Origin of the sequence: Candidatus Amarolinea aalborgensis (assembly GCF_900491745.1) — a bacterium.
Classification (GTDB): Bacteria; Chloroflexota; Anaerolineae; order SSC4; family Amarolineaceae; genus Amarolinea; species Amarolinea aalborgensis.
In genome coordinates this window covers 114,781-133,675 of record NZ_UETR01000002.1, presented here as the reverse complement: position 1 = coordinate 133,675, position 18,895 = coordinate 114,781, and the positions used below count along the sequence as shown (strand labels likewise).

The following is an 18,895-nucleotide window of genomic DNA, read 5'->3' as shown; positions in this document are numbered from 1 at the left end:
ATATGGCGAACTTGACACCTGAGGAAATGAACCGACTGAGCAATGAGGTGCTGTCGGCGCTCGAGATTCGCGAGGCACGGTTGCTCAATTGGGGTTTCATCAATGGCAGCCAGACTCTGGACGACCTAGATGCGCAGTTGCCGGAGCTACTGAGGCCCTTATCTGCGAACTCACCAGAACTGGCGGTACTCTGGGAGCAAGCTCGAGCCAACGGCGTAAGCGCAGGCGATATCCTTACCAACCTTCTGGAACGGAAGCTCCTGTTTCAGATCCGCAATCGATATCGCTCCCGCTTCGCCGAGACAGTACGAACACTATTCCTGTTGCGGCAACGGTTCTCGAATGATGATTGGCGTACAGGCGACCGATTGGTGAGCGACCTCAGGATATTGCCCCAACGACGACGTTACCCGCGCCGCGACGTATCCTCTCAAGAACTTCTTACCCAACTCGACGCGCTGCATGTCCCCGCAGAATACTGTAACGCAGTGCGCCATTTGCTCGAAGAACCGAATGGAGACCAACTCACACTGTCGCGCTTTCAGGCCCAGGCAGTGTACCGTATAGCCCGCAATCTAGCTGGCACGGATGACACGGCGTTGGTTATTGGCGCTGGTACGGGTGCGGGCAAGACGAAGGCGTTTTACATCCCGGCTCTTGCCCATCTAGTAGCCGCGCCGGCCAATGTTCCCGGTGTGCAAGTGCTGGCGCTCTATCCGCGCAAAGAGTTGTTGAAAGATCAGTTGCGCGAGACCTATGCCGAGGCGCGCAAGCTTGATGACCTCTTGCGGCGGCTGAACAGGCCGCTGATTCGGGTAGGCGCGTACTATGGAGATGTACCCACGGACGCTGACGATTTGCTGCGGGGCCGGCGTGAAAGCTGGCACCGCACGCGGGATCGAACCGGCTGGATTTGTCCCTACGTCAACTGCCCACGTTGCGGTCACCAAAGCATGATCTGGCTTGACGAAGATGTCCGACGGGAGGCAGACGAGAACCAACGCGGCAACTTCGGTCGCCATGCGCGACTAAGGTGTCAGGACTGCAACGAACAGGTCAGCAGTGAGCATGTATCGCTTACTCGTCGTCAGATGCTTGCCTTGCCGCCAGATATCCTCTTCACGACGACGGAAATGCTCAATCGCCGACTGAGCAATGCGCCAGAGCTTCCGCTCTTTGGCATTGGCGCCGCATTTCCGCCTCGTCTCGTGTTGATGGACGAGATCCATCTCAACGAAGGAATCCATGGAGCGCAGGTCGGTTACTTGCTTCGCCGCTGGCGAAATGCCAGAGGTTATCATCCCGACCACAGCCTCTGCATAGTTGGCCTGTCCGCAACACTCACACAGGCAGAGACCTTCTTCTCACGCCTCACCGGTATTCCTCCGCAGCGCGTCACCTACGTCACACCCGCCGATCAGGACTTGGTCAAGGAAGGAATAGAGTACAACGTCGTGCTGAAAGGCGATCCTCTTTCTGGGACCACCTTGCTCTCAACGTCAGTGCGCGCCGCCATGCTCCTCTGTCGTATTCTAGACCCGCTTGGGGACGACAAATCGGCCGGAGCATATGGACAGCGCGCATTTGCGTTCTCGGACAAACTGGATGTCATCAACCGCTGGTATCACATTGAAAAAGAAGTAGAAAACCCGGTAGAACCCTACAGTCGGTTCTTGTTCGTCCCGCGCGGCACTCGCGATGAGCGGGAGCGCTATGAGCAGGGCCAGAATTGGTGGTTCATTCCGCATATCCACGACGATCAGACCGTGCTTGTCAGCGGCTTGCGTCTCGACATCACATCTTCACAGTACGCGGGCGTGGACGAACTCGCCAATCTCGTGATTGCCAGCAGCACGTTGGAAGTGGGCTATAATGATCCGACGGTTGGCGCCGTGCTACAGCACAAAGCGCCCCATAGCCGGGCCGCATTTGTTCAGCGCAAAGGCCGCGCCGGCCGACCTCGAAACATGCGCCCATGGATGGTACTGGTGACCTCGGCTTACGGGCGCGATCGTTGGGCCTTCCAGCATGCAGAGAGCCTGTTTGATCCCATCTTGCCTCCGCTAGATTTGCCGCTGGAGAATTATTATGTCCGAAAGATACAGGCAGCCTTCGCGCTTCTCGACTGGCTAGCTTTCACACTGAAGGGCGCGGGATACGTTGAGGATGTCTGGCAAGCGCTGTGCAGCCACGAGTCGGCCCGAGATCCAAGGCTAAACCCCGTGCGGCGGCGCATCCTGGATTTGCTCGGACGACTCCTGCTCGATCCAGCGGCCCACGCGGCCTTCCGACGTCACCTACAAGAGGCACTGGATATTCCAACAGATCGAGGCTACGCGGTTGATACGCTACTTTGGGGTGAGCCCCGCCCGCTGCTGCTTGAGGTAGTCCCAACCTTGATGCGCCAACTTGAGACACAGTGGCAGCGTCTGTCGAGGGTGCACGGCGAGGAATGGCGCGTCGAGCCTTGGGCTGACGCAGTAGCCAATCGCCCACTGCCCGAATTTGTCCCTGCAGCCCTGTTCAGTGATCTTCGATCCCCTGAGCTTCTGGTGCGTATTCCCGAAAGCAGAACACAGCTTGGCAAAGAGCCGGTGATTCGTGCTGAAGAAACGTTGACCATCGCTCTCGCTCTGTCTGAATATGTGCCAGGCAAGGTCAATAAGCGATTCGCGCGCAAGGACAAAATCCGCGAATCGCACTGGCTAGAAATTCCCGACGTCGAAGCTGAGACGACCCCTACCATCGATCTTGAGAAGCTCGCTGTTGAATACGAACCAGTATCAAACATGATCGACGTCGAAGGCGGTCCGTACCAGGTGCTCTGCCCTCGTGAATTCACTCTCAACTGTGTTCCCAACCATGTCCGTCCTACGAGCAGTGCACGCTTTAGCTGGCAAAGTCATTTTAAGGTACGTAGTCGACCAGCAAATCAATCGGATGGTGGTAGCGGTGTGCCACTGCGCTTGCGAGAGGGGTCACCTTGGCAACCGTTCATTACGGGCATCACCGCCTATACCCAAAGCAACGGCTCTTGGGTGGAGGTGACGCGGTTGGCAACACGTGTGCAAGTTTCGACACGTTACGACCAGGGTTACGAGCGGCGGGCGACCTATGGCTTTAGGGCAAGCGGTGTACCGGCTGCCATGGGCTTCGCGGTGGACGCCGATGCCCTCTGCGTGACCTTCGCGCCGCTGGACGCTTCCGCTTTGCGACAGTCTGCGACCTGGCCTGAGATGTACCGACGGTTCGGTAGCCGATATCTGCTACACTTGCTGCTGCACGACCCGCGCAGTGAAGAATTGCAGTTGGATGAACTCCAAGTCGAATGGCTGTGGCAAATTGCCGTGACGATGATCGTTCAGGCCGCGGTAGCAAGTGGCTGCTCGCTCTCGGCGGCTGCGGAACGTGTTAGTGTGGATTATTCTAGCCACGCGCGACGCGTAATAGAGGTGATATTCCGGGATCGGCCACTCGACTTTGATGGGCAAGGCGCAGACGAGGAAGACGAGCCGTCTGCGACATCGTCGACAGGGCGTGTTCCCCCTGTCGGTGAACTGGATACCGAGGAGGTCCAGGATGCCGGCTTCCTGGCTGCAAAGCTCTTGAACCTCATCGGTGATCCACAGGTGGAAGCCATGCTCACCGAGCACATCCCCGCTTTATGGAATGATAATCTGCCTGGCTTAGACTCCTGGCTCGTCGAGACATACGGGTTCTCGCTGGCGAACACCATATTCACAGCGTTGTTGGAGATAACACCCGAGGTCCAGCCCGAAGACCTGCACGTCGATGTAAGCGAGAACAGCATCTGGATCACTGAAGCAGCAGCAGGAGGCGTTGGTCTGGTGGCAAAACTGGCAGATACGATTGCACAGCGACCTCGTCGGCTCGATCTCCAATTGCTGCGGGTAGCTCGCTCGTGTCAACGTGAGCGGCTTGCTGCGCAACTGGAAGGGGTAGCCAGGCTCGTGAGATCTGGCGACGCAGACCTAACCCGAGATTTCGCGGCAGTACGCATCGCCACGGATCTACCTCGCATCGAGGACACTCGGCTGGCTCTGACCGCAACCCTGGACCGTCACTCGATTTCTACGACGCGCCAACTCAGTGTCGCCCTCAACACGAAGTTCTTGCGCCCAAACTCTGGCCCGGACACGGATGCCCTGATTGCGTCTCTGGTCTCATTCTGGAACACCGAGCAGGATCGGCTTGGATGCGAAATCGACCTGAGCGTCATTGCTGTTGCGGCGGCGGAAAACCCAGAAGTTCAGATGCAGGTGCGTCAAGTGCTCAATCGCATTGGCGAAGGGCACCAGATTGGCAACGCTAACCTAGTGTACAACCTCCTCCAGTCTCTTCTGTGGATGAACTGCCACGACGCCTGTCCAGATTGCATCGAACGGTCGGCACGCTACCAGGAGGGTCCACGGCTGTCTCGTGCGCTCATTCTGGCACTGGTGCGATCTGAGGGTTCGGTCGTGCACTTCGGCGAGAATGGTTGGGTGGAAGAAGTGCGCAAGCGCCTGGGACAAACCTTTCAGGCAACTCTGATGTTCGACAATAGTGACCTGGAAGTCTGCCAAGCGGAACTGGTCAGACTCTTTGCCGAGCCGATCGAATCAGGATTCCAGGTGTTGTATCCGGCTGCAGAGTTCGTAGAGCGGCGCGGTCGCACTTGGGAAATCAGTCTTGTGCTGCCGGAATTGGCTGGAGGGTAACGTTATGTCTCGCATGATCCACTCCCAGTCCCGCTTGGGCGCCTCCCAGGCTGCTGCCTGTGTCGGTTCACTATTTGCCCTGGAGCTGCTGCGCCCTGCGAAGACGATGTACCTCAACACGGCCATGCCGGGCAACGCACCCATTCTTTGGAATGATCTGGGCCAATTCACCGCTCTCTTTCCAGACCTGGAGATTTCTCGTCTCACCCTAGCAACAGCCCTGTCACTGCTAGCCGAACGCGGCACAACGGTTCACTTCATTTACACGGTCGAGCACGGAGTTCAGGATGGATTCCTCGCCCTGCTCTCGCCACGGGTCTTGTGCCGAAGGGCGAGCTTTGTTCGCCATCACGGGCTATTCACGGAGCATTTCTGCTTGTATGGCAGCCTGAGTTTTGCCGACTTCGGAGTGGACATCATGAGTGACCGCATACAACTCATTACCGACCCGGACGAGGTCAACCGAGCTTTATTCGCCGCGCGGCAGTACTGGGAGGACCTTGGATGAGGATCGCATTTGACAACGATGCTGAGTATCAAATTGCTGCGGCGGTCGTATCTCAGTCACTCCTGAGTGGCGTGCATGAGTTGAATCCCGTTGAGCGTGTTGTCACCGTGCAAGAGCCGGTGGTTGGCGCACTACTGGAACGCCTTACCCGTCATGCTCCGACCGTTCTACCTGTATTGGGCACCGAAGAGGACATATGGTTGTTGGTGGGCCTCGAGCACAGAGAATTGGCGCACTCCTTTCAGCATGTCGCAAGGTTCTTAATTCCAAGCTATGCATCATTGCCAGACGGCGCGCGCATTGCCACGTATTCTCCATTCAAGGAAGAAGTCTCACTGGTACACAATACAGCCAGAATATGCTTCGATGGTTACTACGCATGGCATTCTCCCGTGGGCTACCGATCAACCATGATGAGCAAAATTGGGCGATGGGCAGATCTGGAGGGTGCACGGCCCGCGATTCGGATCGACCGTCCCCCGACCTACTCAGAGTTGCTGACACGCTTCGAATCGGCCCTGGCAGCGATGGACTGGCCAGGAGCAAGAGCTACGTTGGCCGAACTCAGACAACTGCACCTGGTCACCGCTGAAAATCTGGCGTTCCTGCGTATTCAGTTATTGGCTGAGCAAAGGAACTGGCGGGAGATATGGGAGGACCCGGACTATATCTTACTGGCCGGCATGCGTGTGCCGCGCAGGGTACGCAGTGCACTGATTTCCGCATTTCACTTCAGCGTACTGATGCCGCTTGAGACAAAGGGGGACACGCGAGGCGCCATCGAGAGATTCAAACAAACACGGGGCAGCCTTGGCACACTGCTCAACGGCCGTTTTGATATGACTGACTCGCCTGTTGTGCGCGTCTTTGGATACCAGGCGGTCGTTGCAGAGGACCGACCAGCTTTGGAGACGCTGCTTGCGCTGAAACCATCAGATGAGGCAACTCGCGCGTGCCTTGCAGCCCTGCTGTCACTACTTCCGGTCGTGGCGGCGCCCCCACTTTCCTCTGAAGAGCGTCTCCGGTTAGCCTTACGCCGCGGCGACTACGATGCAGCAGCGCAAGCGGCCACTGAGCAGGAGACGAGGGTTGATCGGGCGTTAGCATGGCTCAGGATTGCCGTCAGACATGCCGATGCCGCCCCAATGGCGCTCGAAGCCTATGAAACCCTCTCGCGCCTTGAGCAAGCCGAGTTGGAGGCGGCCGACCCTGCAGCAGATTACTACCTCGAGCGAATCCTTAGCTTTTTCCGCCGTACTGTCCCTGAAATCCGAACCTGGCATGCTTGGTTCGAGCACCTCGTGGACAATCCGAATGATCCCACTCTCGAAATTGCGCGGGAGGAGCTCGGCAACAACCTCGATGACCGGGACTGGAATCCTGGTGTTGCGCGAACCTTGACCAGGGACATTGAGAGCCTGATGAGCCAGCACGAAGTGCTTCTAAGACGGACGCCGGCGTCCCGCGCACTCGATTCTCTGGTCAACCAGGCATTGGTCGACAAGGGATTCCCTCGTCCAGATGAAGACTACACTGCGCTGTATGATGCGCTGTATACCTATCTGATCTACGCTGTCAGCCCGACGGCACAAAACTGTGCAAAACTTCTACGTCTGGCGGATGCAGTTCTGCAGACAAAACCTTTGCGACTGGGTGCTATTGCCCAAGACCTCCAGGAGTGGCTAGCGTCCCCGAAGCCGACGCTCGAAGGTTTCGTGCTCGAGGCATTTGAGTTGCTGGTCGAGCACGGTCTGGCGGGCGGAGCCTTCAGTAGTTGGTATCGCACCTGGGTGACTCACCTTCTTGACCTTCCCCTTTCGGTCTCTTGGGATCGGACCAGCCAGGAAACCTGGCTTGCGTTCGGAGAATGGCTTCAACCTGGTGACGATCTGTTGCTACCATTGCGCCGGCGACTGGCCACCGTGGAAAGGCCGCGCGAGCGAGATGCCCTCCTGCGACTGCCGGTCGGCTATCGGATCGGCGTGTTCTCCTTACAGCGGAGCAGTGCCGAGCGCGCCAAAGAACTACTGCTGGGTCGCAACCCATCTCTTGACATCCGGCTATGCCATGAGACAGACATGAATCCCCAGGTGGTGGCCCTGGCAGACCATGTGGATATCGCGGTGGTCGTATCCACATGCATTACTCACGCAATCACATACGGTATCGGGCCGCACCTACGCCGCAACCCAATCTACCCTGTTTCGCGAGGCTCCAGTAGCATCGTGCGGGTGCTCGAGGAACATGCCTCTGAGCTGTAGGGATGAACTCTAACCGGCTTTGAATGACGGCTCTCAAATTTGCTAGCGCGTTGTGGCATGGTTCAGAAGCCGACGCGGTTAGATTTACATTAGCCGACATTGAGGCAGGCCGAGCAGAGTCAGGGGGTCTGACGGCAGCTCGATGCCGACGAGTTGAGCGGGGGAGTGCCCGGCACGCTTACCGCGTGCGAAGGTACGGGTATTGTGCAGAAAGCGTCGCAAATCCAAGGCGTTCTGGCTGGTAGACCTTTGTGCGTTGAAATGCGGTCGCAGCAGGCTATTGACGCATTCGGCGGCATTGCTACCACGCCAATTGAGGCCGAGAAGAGCCTGCACATCCTCCCATGCCTCAAACAGGTCATCGCCCAAGAGGCGTGCGGTGGCCTCAAAGGCAGTCTGCCAAATGGCATTGAGTTGTTGACGGTCGGCGCTGCAGAGTTGGCGGCGGCGACATTGTTCTTCGACCTGCCAGATGCGACAGAGGCCAGCGACGGCTTCTTGTCCCCAGTGCGCCTGGATGGGGGCCAAGGCGCTGCGCAAGCGGGGGAGGTAGGCGAACAAGTAAGGGGCCTGCGCCTCTAATGTCGTCCCCAAGGTGGAGCAAGCTCGGCCTCCCAGGTCGTGAATTTGCTTGCCCAACACCTTCATGCGTTCCAACACCGTGGGGCCATCGAGAAGCGCACCGGTTGCCAGATCGATCATGCCAAACAGGCCATCCACGACCCGCGCCAAGGTGTGATATCGGTCATGAGCTTCCATGGCCTCGTTGGCTTGCTGGCTCAGTTTTTCCCAGCCCATCAGGTGCTGCGTCAGGCGTTTGGTGGTGTGAGCCTGATGGAACGACGTTTCGCGGACAAACAGTTCTGTTTTTGGTAATATAAAGTAAGGCCACCTGGCTGAGAAATGGCAGTCGAAATCTGGGCCACCAGAGAAATTCCGCTATCATAAGGGGGAGGCGAAAAGCCGACGAGACCATGGTAGCGGAGGGAAGGATGAAGACGGTGGAAGATTATGCCCAGATTCGGGATGCCTATTTCAATCAACACAAGAGCATTCGTGAGATTGCTCGCGAACTGAAACACGGGCGCGACACGATTGCGAAAGCGCTGGACCTGGCCGAGCCGGAGCCGTACCAGCGGGCAGTTCAACGAGCGGATCCGGTGCTGGGGCCTTACAAGGCAAAGATTGACGAACTTCTGGCCGAGAATGAAGGACTGCCGCGTAAGCAGCGGTACACGGGGCAGAAGATTTATGAAATGGTCCACGAGCAAGGCTACCGGGGGAGCGATTCGGGCGTGCGTCACTACGTAGCGCAATGCCGTGAGGCACAGCGGAAGCCGGCGGTTTACCTGCCGCTGGCGTTCGATCCGGGTCGCGAAGCTCAAGTGGACTGGGGAGATGCGACGGTCATCATGGCTGGCGTACGGATGGTCGTACAGTTGTTCCTGATGTGGCTCAACTTTTCCCACCGGCTGTTCGTGTGCGCTTATCCGACGCAAAAGCAAGAGAGTTTCTTGGACGGTCATGTGCAGGCTTTCCGATTCTTTGGCGGCGTACCGCACCGAGTCAGCTACGACAATCTCAAAACGGCCGTGTTTGAGATTCTGCAAGGGCATCGTCGCATCGAGCAGCGTACGTTTGTGGCGTTTCGCAGCCATTATCTCTTCGAGAGTCACTTCTGCACCCCTGCGCAGGGCCACGAAAAGGGAGGTGTCGAACATAACGTCGGGTTTAGTCGGCGCAACTTTCTGGTTCCCATCCCCCACGTGGCCTCGTTCAGCGAACTGAACGCCTATTTGCTGGACAAGTGCCGCACCAACGACCTGCGCCAGGTGAAAGGCGAGCCAACCACGATCGGCGAGGCATGGGAGCAGGAGCGAACCCATCTGCGCCCACTGCCCGTGCGAGACTATGCGTGCTGTGTGACGGCGCCGGTGACACTGACCCCGTACAGCCAGGTGATCTTCGAAACCAATCGCTACTCGGTGCCCGTGGACCAGGCACAGCGCAAACTGGTGGTCAGAGCGTATCCATTTCGGATCGAGATCATGCATCACGACAAAGTGATCGCCAACCATGCCCGCTCTTACGCACGCGAGCAGGACATTTTCGACCCCCTGCACTATCTGCCCCTGCTGGTGCAACGTCCCGGCGCCTTCGAGCACGCCAAACCCTTACGCCAGTGGCGGGCGACATGGCCGGCGGCGTACGAGCAACTGTTGAACAAGATGCAACAGCAGTGGCCCGAGGGTCGCGGGATACGCGAATTTGTTCAGATCCTGCAACTGCATCGGGATCATCCGGCCGACCTGATCGAACAGGCGGTAAGCCAGGCCTTGCTCCACAACTGTGTCCATGTCGAGGGAGTGAAGTTATGCCTGCACCAGATACTGCATCCAGATACGCCACCCCCCACGCTCGAATTGACCGAGCAGTCCGGCTTACGGGAGATCGGCACCCAACCCGTGAACTTGCAACATTACAACCAGTTGCTGTCCGGAGGGAAGTGATGGAATCGCTCTTGCTTTTGGAAAGCTACCTCAAACAGTTGCATCTCCCCACCTTCGTGCGCAATTATCGCCCATTTGCTGAGGATGGCGCCCGTAACAACCTCAGTTACGATCGCTTCCTCCTCGCCCTGGCCGAACAGGAAGTGAACGAACGCGAACGTAAACGTGAAATCATGCGCATCAAGGAAGCACGCTTTCCTGTGCTGAAAGAACTGGCCGATTTCGATTTCAGTTGCGTCCCCCAACTGAACAAGCAGCAGGTGCTCGCCTTAGCTCAGGGACACTACATCCGCCAGGCCGAACCCATTCTGCTCGTGGGCAATCCGGGCTTAGGGAAGACACACGTTGCCTCGGCACTTGCGCTCACCGCATGTCGCCAGGGATACAAGGTTCGCTTCTACAACGCCGCCGGCCTGGTTAATGAACTGATTGAAGCTCAGGATCAGCATCGCTTGGCCAAGTTCCTAACCGCAGCCAAGAAATGCCACCTGATCGTCCTGGACGAGTTAGGCTTCATTCCCTTTTCTGACATCGGCGCCCAGTTGATTTTCCAATTCTGTTCCGCCTTGCATGAAAAAGTGGCGCTCATTGTCACCACCAACCTGCACTTTGCCGACTGGACACAGGTCTTCGGCAATGAACGACTGACCAGCGCACTCCTCGATCGGCTCACCCATCGGGCCCACATCCTGGAATTTCTTGGTGAGTCATATCGCTTTCGTCAGCGCATGCAGCATGTCACCAGCTCTGTATCACCGTCCCAACCATGATTCTCTCGCCATACAGATCCATCAGGAGGTTTGACACAACAACTTCATTCACTTTTCACCCCCTTGTCGCTCTGGCTCAGGACTCAGAAAGCAGGGCTGCCTCCTGCTCGCCGTCGCCATCTAGCCCCCAGTCTAGCACCGTCCGCCACCCCGTCAATGGTCGAGATGAACCGGTTTGGGAATCCGGCCAACAGCAGGCCGGATTCCCAAACCGGCCATTGACGGGGTAGCCAGGAACGGCGCTAATCCTGAAGCTGCGATGGCGACGGACGAAGGAAGCAGGGCCAGCCCTACGCCTGTTGTCATCCCACCCTCCCCGCTTTTTGGGTTTCCAAAATCACGGGTGGCCCTGTTTTACATTGCCAAATGGCCTTGATTTTCATTGCCAAACGGCCCTGATTTTGATTGCCAAGCTGAAAACGGGGTGACCTTGCTGGCCCTGTTTTTCATTGCCAAGTGGCCCAGGTTTCATTTGCCAAAAACATAAGCCTAAATTTCGCACTTTGACAAACGAATAGAGGGGTGTTTCAGCCTTCGGTGGCACGGAGACAACGGTGCGGAACGGTTCAACTGGGGTTTTGAGCAGCCTGCACAACGGTGCAGACTGGCGCAAGGGCAAGTCGCTGCCACCTGGGCAAGGTTGGCCTGTCCCAGGGCGGCGCCGGGCGGTGCGGTAAGCGTTCAAGCCATGGCGGCCTCCGGTGGTAATAGTAACAGTACGGCGGTTGGCTCAGGCAACGCCGGCAAGGTTGGCACGAGGTCGGTGAGCGAGATATGCGCCAGGAGTGCGGCCAGGATGGTAAAGAGCGCATCCTGTTGCGCAGTGAGCGGGGTCAGGCGGCGTAGGACGCTGCCGTCGTGGCAGTGCGTTTCGATGACCGTCGCTCCTTCCAACTGTTCGACGATGCGCCGCGTGGTGACGTGCAACCCCGCCTGTTGCACCTGGCGTTCCAACAGGCTGTAGGCCAGCAGGGCCAGCATGTTGACCAGCAGCAGCGCCCGGATGCGTTCGTCGCTATGCACGTAGAGCGGCCTGATGCGCAAGTCCTGTTTGGCGACCTCAAAGCGCTTTTGCAAGGCATCCTTGCTGCGATACAGTTCCAGCATCCGGCGCGGCGCCAGGTTCCAGTCGTTGGTCACCAGCAGGTAGCGGCCATCGTGCTGCATGGCCTTGAACAACGCCAAGCCATCCATGGCCCAGCGCAAGGTGACCTGGCCCGCCTCAGTCTGCTCGACGGTGACGCACATCAAATGGCCGACCGGTGAGCGGCGCAGACAGGTGGCCGCCCGCGCTTGGACGTCTTTGACTGAACGACAGCGCTTCTGGCCGATCTTGGCCTGCACCGCGCACAGAGCCTGGCGCAGGTCATGCAGTTGCCGGGCGCGGCCGACACGGACGGCCCGCCGCATAGGCCCCGACAACACCACCAGCGCACGGTGCTGCACGCAGCGGCCGGCGTGCTGGAAGGTGATCACGGTGGGCATGCCGAAGTAGCCTGGCTCCCGTCCCGCCGGCTCAAGCAACGGGTGGGCGTAGAACTGACATTCCGGCACGGCGAGTAGAAGTTCACAGTGCGCCTGCTTACGGGGTTGCAGGCCCGCCAGGTACTTGAGGCGCTTGTCGGTGTAAGCGACGGCCAACTCATCGTTCAGATTGGCCCGGTCGCCGATCAACAGCACCTCCGACAGTGACTGCCCCTGACGCTCCAGCAAACGGCACAGCCGCGCCATGTTGTCTTGCACGGTGGTCATGTCGGCGGTGCGACCGGACAGGGCGGCATACTCGGTCGGCACCGCACCATCGGCGGCGGCTGTGACACCCAACTTGACCTTTTGCTTGCCAGAAGGCGTGTTGTGGGCAAAGCCGTAGTCCACCAACTGGCTGTCTGAATAGGCGCCGTGGGCCACTAGGGCGGTCAGATCATAGAACAGGAACCGCAAGTCAATCTCAAAGCGCCGCAGCGCCTGGTGGACAATGTCCAGCCAGATGTCGCGCTGGTGGACGGCAATGGCATCCAGGGTGCGACCCAGCCGATCATCGTTGAACTTGGCGGCGGGGATGCCCAGCACCGTCACCAGCACAGTCTGCCCTAACCAGTCCGCCACCTTGTAGAGCGGCCGTGGCGCCATGAGCCGGTTGAGCACCAACACGACGATCACTGCGCCATGATCAACCTGGGCGACGCTGGGACAGTGGCGGTTGATCGTCTGACGCACGTCCAGAATTTCCAACAGCCGGTAGAGGACGGGGAGGGCGCCTAACTGGCAGCGTAGTTGAGATCGCGTCAGCCAGTCCACGACCGCCGCCATGCTCAGGGCGCCACTGAGCAGGAGCTTGGCGCCGCGCGCCGCCCAGACCGCCCGCCGGTAGGCTCGCCGTCCGGCATGGTAATGGGCCACGGCCCACTTGCGCCAGCGGCCGCAGGCCTGCCAGGGAAACCTGGCTTCGGGTGCTGGAGATGGCACGACCAGTAATGCCACGCTGCTCTGCGTGGATGCAGCCGCCGCAGGACCAGCGGCGCCCGCAGGCAGTCCGCCCGGCCAAGCCATGGTCAGCAAGACCACAAACCAGAAACACCAAACGAAAGCATGCAGCCAACGACCGTTTGTGGTAGAGTACATCAGGAGCGCTCCTGTTCAGAGTCGGTTGTCAACCATACTCTATCACAAAGAGCGCTCCGCCCTCTATTCGAATTTTAACGTGCGAAATTCAGGCTAAGCGCATTGCGCGCTTTGCACTGTAAACTGAAACCGATGTAACATCAATATGGCAAAGGCCTCTAGCTGAGCCATACGAGCGACTCCGGCAGACCCTTGTGGTCATCGGCCAAGCGTCGAAGTGCACCAATTGAATGAAACTGCTCACTACGCTGCTGTCGTCGTTACCGATCCGTATTATGCGAAGTGCAATAGAACGCCCTTTGTTTCACCAAAACAAGCCCAATGCACCAGCTTCGGTTCGGCTCTCAGTTGATGGTGATCTTGCCCAAAGGTACGGGCGCCGCGGAGGTTGCGTTGCGCAGGCCGACTATCATCCTTAAGGTGTACGACCCGCGCGCCAGGTCCGCCGGCAGAGCCAGGTCGAGCTGGCTGCGCACGATCTCGCCGACCTGCCACTGTGGGGCGGTGTAGGAGAGGCTGGCCAACGGCGCCTGCCCTTCCACGCGGCGCCCGGCCGGCAGGTCGCCCAGGCTGACCGTGACCCACCAGTCTTGTGTGGGCGCCTTGTCAGCCTGCCAGAAAAGATCAAGGTGCAGAAGATCGCCCGCATGCAAGGGAGTTTCCGGCGCGTGACTGAAACCGCGCGGATAGCGGTTGAAGCCGAGGAGGCTGACCTCGCCAAACGACTGATTGGCGACGATATTCATGGTGAAGGCTGCGCGGGGCAGGAGCTCAGCCGGGCGAGTCACCTCCAGCGCGCCCAGATCCACAAAGTCGGCCACTGGCGTACGCAAACGGGCGCCGCTGGCGGCATCGTACAAGCCGGCGATCAGGCGATAACGGCCGGGCGGCGTGCCGGGTGGAATCAGCAGGCCGTGGCGATCAGTGATCGTCTCGCCGACCTGCCAGGAGGAGGTCGGGCGGCTCTCGCCCACCGGCTCGGCGTCGCGCTGCGCCCAAACCTGGTTCTGGTCATCCAGGAGCTGCAGGAATACCTTGTAGCGCAGCGGCGTCGCCGTCGTGACCTGCCAGCGCAGCGTGATTTCCAGCACATCGCCAGAGGCCACTGCGCCTGCGCTTTGCGCCAGGCCGGTCAGATCAGCCAGCGGGACGAAGGAGACGGCCAGCGGCTGCAGAGGCGTCTGGGCCTGGGGCAGGCTGTAGGTGACGAAACGCACGTTTCCCTGCCAGGCGTCTTGCACCTTGTACGCGTTTTGATCGAGCCAGGTTTCAACGAGGCGCTGCGGGTCGCTTTCGTCGGTGGCCCAAAAGAGTGCATAAACGCGCCGCTTGCCGGCCAGGCCCTGGGCCAGCGCGGCGGTGGTCTCGGCGGCCGCGGGCGGACGCTGCGCCGGCAGCGCCAATACCGGCAGGCTGCCCTGGTAGTAGTAGGAAAAAACATCATGCTGTCCCGGCGCATCGAGCAAAATGGCGTCTTGCCGCGTCGCCACAGCGTTGATGGTGCGCACCATGCCGCGGTAATCATCACGTGCAAAACGAGGGTCTGTGTAATACGCATTCAGCGCCAGCGCTGATCCCACCGTAATGCCAACCAGGCCAATGGTGAGCCAGGTCAACGCCAGCCACACTGGCCGCCTCGGAGCGGCAGTTCCTGCCGGCGTCGCGCGCAGAGCCGCAAGCGGCAGCAGCAGGCCGCGGGCCAGCAAGAGGACCCAGGCCGGGCTGGCGATCAGCAAGAACTTGAGATAGGCATCCTTGAAGAGGCCGAACGCCAGCATCAGGATGAGAGGCGCAAGCAGCCAGGCAACAGGCAAGGCCCAGGCCGTCCACGCGCCAGGCGCGGCGGCTGGCGCAGGCGGCGGGGGACGCGTCGGTGCGGCGGCCGCCCGCCGCTGCGATGCGGCGCGGCCTTTCGATCCCGACCCAGGCGGCGCCTGCGCAGGCGCGGGCGTCGTGCGGGACTTGGGGTTCATCGCGACGGGCAGTATGCCGAGCAGCAGCGCGGCCAGTACCGGCCAAAACCAAAGGGGAGGTACGGCGGCGGCGCTGGGACCGAAGGCGAGCCAACGCAGGGCGTCGAGAATCGCGCCGATGCCCTGCTGCGCGGCGGCGGGCGCCGGCCAGGCGCGCACACGCTCGATGGCGATGCCCGCCCACGCCCAAAAGCCAAACACGATCACCAGGTGCAGGAAGAGCCAACGCACCACGCGCAACCGGCGAAACGGGCTTGCCCAGGTGGTGATCAGCCACGCGATGTAGACCAGATTGATCACAAGCAACACGATGGGAAAGAGGTAGTGCGTGTAAAGGCCCAGGATGGCGGTGACCGCGAACACAAAGCCGGGCGTCGTGCCGATCAAAGGCGGGTCGCGGCGACCTGGCGATACCTCAACCATTTCCTGCTGCAAGAAGATGACGAAGCTGGCCGCCAGCGCCGTGGCCCAGAAGGTCAGCAGCGCATACATGCGAGCTTCCTGTGCATAGGCGATGGACAGCGGTGCCACCGCAAGCAGGAACGCGGCTAGCAGTCCGGCCACGCGGCCGAACAGGCGCCGCCCCAGGTCGAACGTCAATCCGACGGTGGCTGCGGCGACGACCGCAGAGAGGCTGCGCAAACCAACTTCCGACAGGCCAAAGATCTTGACCCACAGGCTGAGCAGCCAGTAGTAGAGCGGCGGATGAATGTCAGCCGCGGCGGCCTGACTGATATCGGCCCAACTGCGCAAGGCCAGCGCCGCGCTGTTCCCCTCGTCCGCCCACAGGCTTTGTCCGTCCAGACGCCAGAAGCGCAAACCAACGGCCAGAGCCACAATAAGCCAGGGCAACCAGGGCGCAAGCCAGCGGTCGAAGCGACGCAAGGAAAAGGCGGCAGAGGAGAGCACGGTCATGAAGTGGAGTCCCGTCTATTCGATGATGAAGCCATCCACGGCAAAAGCGCCGCGCAGCAGCACCTGGTGGTTTCCAGGCGTCAAGCGGAAGGAAAGCCGCGTAGGGTTGGCGGCATCTGCGGCCAGGGCGAGCGGCTGACCGTCTACGCTGGCCTGCGGCTGGCTGGTCTGACCCGGCGGCATGACCAGCGTCACCGCGCCGCCATGCACGTCGAAGCGCAGGCTGGCGTCGGCATCTACGCTGCGACGATAGTGGCCCAGCACGGCTCGCTCATCGCTCATGCTCTGCCAGTTTCCCTCGTAGGTCAGCGCCCAATGATCCTCCTGGTGAAAGCCAATGCCAAGCAGCGGCGGTTGGGCGGTGTACGCGGCCAGCGCCTGATAGGCCGGCAGCGGCCGAAAATCGGGCGCCAGCAGGCGAAAGTAAGCCTCTGGTTTGCGCTCCTGTTCCCATTGGTCGCTCGCGCGCTTGAGATACCACACATTCGCAACGCCCAGCCAGGGCCATTCGGCCTGAATGCGCTGATAGGCCGCGACGAGGTTCTGCGCCTGTTCTGCCTCGCTGACCTGGCCAAAGCGCTTGTCTGAGATGTCGTCCGGCACCGCGTTCCAGTTCATCTCGCTGATCCAAATGGGCTTGGCCGCGTCACCGTTGCGCACCATCAGGTCACGCACAAAGCGCGGCCGGCCAAAGTTCATTACGCGCGGGTGCATGCGGCGATCGGTGGGGCCAGACCAAAGACCGTAGCCCTGCATCGCCAGGATGTCAAAGTAAGGCGCGGCGCCGGCGTCGTACAAGCGTTGGAGATACACCAGGTCGTTGAGGCCGTAGGGCGGGGTTGGAGTCAGTTCGATCGTGGAGGCCAGCGCGCCCAGGATGATGACGACGTTGGGGTCCGCGGCGCGGGCGGCTGTAGCGCCGACTTTGAGCAAACTGGCGTACTCTTCCGGGTTGACCGGCCGCTCGCCCCATTCGGGGTAGATATTCGGCTCGTTCCAGAGCTGGTAAAAGCGCACGCGCCCCTGGTAGCGACTGACCACGGTCGCCACAAAATCGCCATAATCTTCGTAATTATCTGGCGGGGCATAGGCGCCGGCCGCGTTGCCCTCGCCACGCGTCCACGCGGGCGGGTTGCTGAGGCGCACGATCAGCTCAAGATGGTATTTCTCAGCCAGCGTGACGATGGCATCGTATTTGTTCCAGGCTGATTGGTTGAATTTGTGATCCCAGAAATCGCCTTTGGCGCTGATCTCGATGTCTTCCCAGGGAAATTCCTGGCGCAGCCAATGAAAACCGGCTTCAGCCGCCATCTTGACCGCCAGCTCGCGCTTGGCCGGTTCCACTTCCTGTTCCAGGAAGACATTCACCCCAAACGGATTGACGCCGGCATACTGCACCGGCGTCAGATCGGCTGTCTGCACCCGCGGGCGCATCAAATCTGCGCTCAGATCGCTGAGCGCCTTGAGCTGGGGAAACAGGTCTCTCTCGCCGCTGAGGTTGAAAAGCCAGGCGCGCGCCGGCTGGCGCCACACAAAAAGCCCCGCCAGCAGCAGGGCCAGCAGGGCCAGAACTGCGCAGAGCGCCCACCAGCCGGACAAGAATCGGCTGGCCGGCGCTCTGCGATCGTTCGCAGGAATTGTCAGTTTTGGACGAAGTCCACGTTCGCCTGCTGGCATTTACCATCCCCGGCAACGCCATCGGTCTTGACCGTGGCAATGGCCGAACTGCGCCGGCCGCCATCTACCGTCCACACAGACCAGGTGCCTTCGCGCGGGCCATCGAACTGAATAATGTGCGTGTAGCCGCCTACCTTGCCTGGATCAGTCCCGGTCACATAGGACGCCACGGGAGGCCCATCGGGCGCGTAGGAGAAGACCACGGTCACGCCGTTCTTGCCCGCGCCGCTCCGATCCAACACCTTGCCCTCGATGTACGTAATGCCCGAGTTCGGGAAGCAGCGCGTGTTGCCCACCCGATAGGCATAGGCAGGCGGCGCCGTGGGCTGCGCCGGCGGCACTGGCGTGGCCGTGGGCTGGGGCGGGCGCGTGGGTGGAACCGGCGGCGGCGCAACACCAGTGACCACGGGCACGCTGCTCAGGTTGCCCTCGGCGCGCACCAGGTCATTGATGATCCAGCCTTGCTTGCCAGCCACACAGCAGACCTGCCACCAGGAGCCATTGGCATTTTTGCCGGTAATCTCAAGGCGATCCCCGCGATTGACGCGACCGACCAGGGGATAGGCGGTCGTTGGCCCTGTGCGCACATTCGCCGAAGGCGAAGTGACGACCGCAGCGGGTTTGGCCTCAGAGGTGTTGGTCGGCACGGCCGTGGGCGGCTCGGCTGGGGTTGGCGTCGCAGTCGGCTCCGGCGTGGGCGTTTTGGTTGGGGCCAGGGCCGGCGTGGGCGTCCAATCCGGTGTTGGGGTGAAGGTCGGTTGGGGGGTGCGTGTGGGGATCAGCGCAGGGGTGGGCGCGGCCCCGCAGCCGCTGAGCACGAGGATGGCGAGCAGGGACAGCCAGGCAATTCTCGAGAGACGGTTCATCCAGATTACCTCATTCATGATTTGCAGATGTGTCATGGGCAGATTCTACCATTGTGCTTGGAAATCCCCAAG

The 18,895-nt window shown here is 60.3% G+C and carries 10 protein-coding genes; 5 read left to right on the top strand and 5 right to left on the bottom strand.

Annotated elements, in window-relative coordinates; genetic code table 11:
• Positions 1 to 2 precede the first annotated feature (2 nt).
• Genes dpdJ through dpdD form a run of 3 tightly spaced genes read left to right on the top strand, consistent with a single transcriptional unit; the run spans position 3 to position 7,490 of the window.
• Entirely contained in the window at positions 3 to 4,721 is a 4,719-nt protein-coding gene (gene dpdJ, locus ACPQ6D_RS03345; protein ID WP_423222877.1) for a protein DpdJ, read from the top strand.
• A 4-nt stretch (positions 4,722 to 4,725) separates the two neighbouring features.
• Entirely contained in the window at positions 4,726 to 5,229 is a 504-nt protein-coding gene (locus ACPQ6D_RS03340; protein WP_423222876.1) for a hypothetical protein, read from the top strand.
• Positions 5,226 to 7,490 carry a protein DpdD gene (dpdD, locus tag ACPQ6D_RS03335; RefSeq protein ID WP_423222875.1) on the top strand — a complete coding sequence of 755 codons (2,265 nt, stop codon included), beginning with the start codon at positions 5,226 to 5,228 and terminating at the stop codon, positions 7,488 to 7,490. Before ACPQ6D_RS03340 ends, dpdD begins: the two co-directional genes overlap by 4 nt.
• Positions 7,491 to 7,574: 84 nt before the next feature.
• Here dpdD and ACPQ6D_RS03330 read toward each other — a convergent pair whose 3' ends face one another.
• Complete coding sequence (locus ACPQ6D_RS03330) at positions 7,575 to 8,288, bottom strand: hypothetical protein (RefSeq protein WP_423222874.1); 714 nt, start codon at positions 8,286 to 8,288, stop codon at positions 7,575 to 7,577.
• Positions 8,289 to 8,482: 194 nt separating this feature from the next.
• Here ACPQ6D_RS03330 and istA point away from each other — a divergent pair, with 194 nt between their 5' ends.
• Positions 8,483 to 10,000, top strand: a complete 1,518-nt coding sequence (istA, locus tag ACPQ6D_RS03325; RefSeq protein ID WP_423222873.1) for an IS21 family transposase — start codon at positions 8,483 to 8,485, stop codon at positions 9,998 to 10,000.
• Positions 10,000 to 10,770 (top strand): IS21-like element helper ATPase IstB, encoded by a 771-nt coding sequence (istB, locus tag ACPQ6D_RS03320; RefSeq protein ID WP_423222872.1) that lies wholly within the window; start codon positions 10,000 to 10,002, stop codon positions 10,768 to 10,770. The genes istA and istB overlap by 1 nt, the downstream gene beginning before the upstream one ends.
• A gap of 681 nt (positions 10,771 to 11,451) precedes the next feature.
• Here the strand turns inward: istB and ACPQ6D_RS03315 are convergent.
• The 4 genes from ACPQ6D_RS03315 to ACPQ6D_RS03300 form a co-directional block, all read right to left on the bottom strand.
• On the bottom strand, positions 11,452 to 13,392 hold the full coding sequence (locus tag ACPQ6D_RS03315) for an IS1634 family transposase (protein ID WP_423222871.1): 1,941 nt from the start codon (positions 13,390 to 13,392) through the stop codon (positions 11,452 to 11,454).
• A 344-nt stretch (positions 13,393 to 13,736) separates the two neighbouring features.
• On the bottom strand, positions 13,737 to 16,280 hold the full coding sequence (locus tag ACPQ6D_RS03310; protein ID WP_423222870.1) for a glycosyltransferase family 39 protein: 2,544 nt from the start codon (positions 16,278 to 16,280) through the stop codon (positions 13,737 to 13,739).
• A 15-nt stretch (positions 16,281 to 16,295) separates the two neighbouring features.
• Positions 16,296 to 17,957 carry a cellulase family glycosylhydrolase gene (locus ACPQ6D_RS03305; protein WP_423222869.1) on the bottom strand — a complete coding sequence of 554 codons (1,662 nt, stop codon included), beginning with the start codon at positions 17,955 to 17,957 and terminating at the stop codon, positions 16,296 to 16,298.
• On the bottom strand, positions 17,921 to 18,823 hold the full coding sequence (locus ACPQ6D_RS03300; RefSeq protein WP_423222868.1) for an SH3 domain-containing protein: 903 nt from the start codon (positions 18,821 to 18,823) through the stop codon (positions 17,921 to 17,923). Before ACPQ6D_RS03300 ends, ACPQ6D_RS03305 begins: the two co-directional genes overlap by 37 nt.
• Positions 18,824 to 18,895: the final 72 nt, after the last annotated feature.